The 1,210-nt window shown below is 50.8% G+C and carries 1 protein-coding gene; it reads right to left on the bottom strand.

What is annotated here, in order from left to right:
- Positions 1 to 1,210, bottom strand: a 1,210-nt coding sequence (locus tag R7O12_RS25755) for an efflux RND transporter permease subunit (RefSeq protein ID WP_318126895.1), incomplete at both ends; no start/stop codon positions are given.

Below are 1,210 nucleotides of genomic sequence, written 5' to 3' on the forward strand. Positions count from 1 at the left end.
TCCGGACCAGAAAAACGCACCTCAACCGCGAACTTATCTTTGGTTGCCAGCTTCAGCGCTCGAAAGCGAGGTTCGGCATCCGGAAACGCCTCTTTCAGCCAATCATCGCCACGCGTTACCAAGTGACTGATGCTCTCGTAGTCTTTGGTGTTGATCAGAATCTGCCCGTAGGCAGGGTCGAGCGGCTCAGGCTCTACCGTTACCGAGAAGCGAGGTGCACTGGTGCCGACGTAGCTAGAGATACTTTCCACTTCTGGTTGTGCGACCAACCATTCTTCAACTTTGCGCATGTCTGCCGAGGTTTGTTCAATCTTGGCACCATTGGGTAGCCAGTAATCGAGAAACACAATTGAGCGATCCGACTGAGGAATAAAGTTCACGGCCACATACGGGATTGCCACGGCGGTGACTAAAATCAACGGAACCAAAGCGGCTAATGCTTTACGCGGGTTGTCCACCGTCCAGAATACCAACTGTTTATAACGGCTCGGTTTAGTCTCTTCGTTGTTAGCTTTTGGCTTGATGAACATCCACGCCATTAATACCGTAAACGTCATCGCGACGATCCATGAAAGCAACAGTGACGATGCCACAATGTAGAACACAGAGCTCGCAAACTCGGCGGAGTCGGTTTTGGAGAACAACACTGGGCTTGCGCCCATAATCGCGATGACAGTTGCACCTAAAAGTGGCACGGCGGTTTCTTTGACGGAATCAATCGCGGCGCGAGTTCGCTCGATACCTTTGTTGAGCTTGGCGATCATCATATCGGTGATCACAATGGCGTTATCCACCAACATGCCCAGTGCGAGAATAAACGTACCTAGCGAGACACGGTGCAAATCGATGCTGGCGATGTTCATGTATACAAGCGTGAGCAAAATCGTCAGGAGCAAGCTTGCGCCAACGATGGTCGCACTCTTAAAACCCATGAAGACCAACAACACCACAAAAACAATCGCGACACTTTCAAGCAGGTTGCCAACAAAGTCGTCGATAGACTTTTGTACTTCTTCAGGTTGATAAGCAACGGTCGAGATGTCGACACCCAGCGGCAGCGTTGCCTGGTAGTTAGCGATGATGTCTTGAATCGTATCGCCAAGTGACACCACGTTAATGCCTTGAACTGGGCTCACAGCCAAGGTGACAGCGGGCTCTCCGTTGTAGCGGTTTTCTGCCAATGCTGGTGTTTGATAACCCATGGTGATGT

The sequence above is a fragment of the Vibrio sp. Vb1574 genome (genome assembly GCF_033338675.1).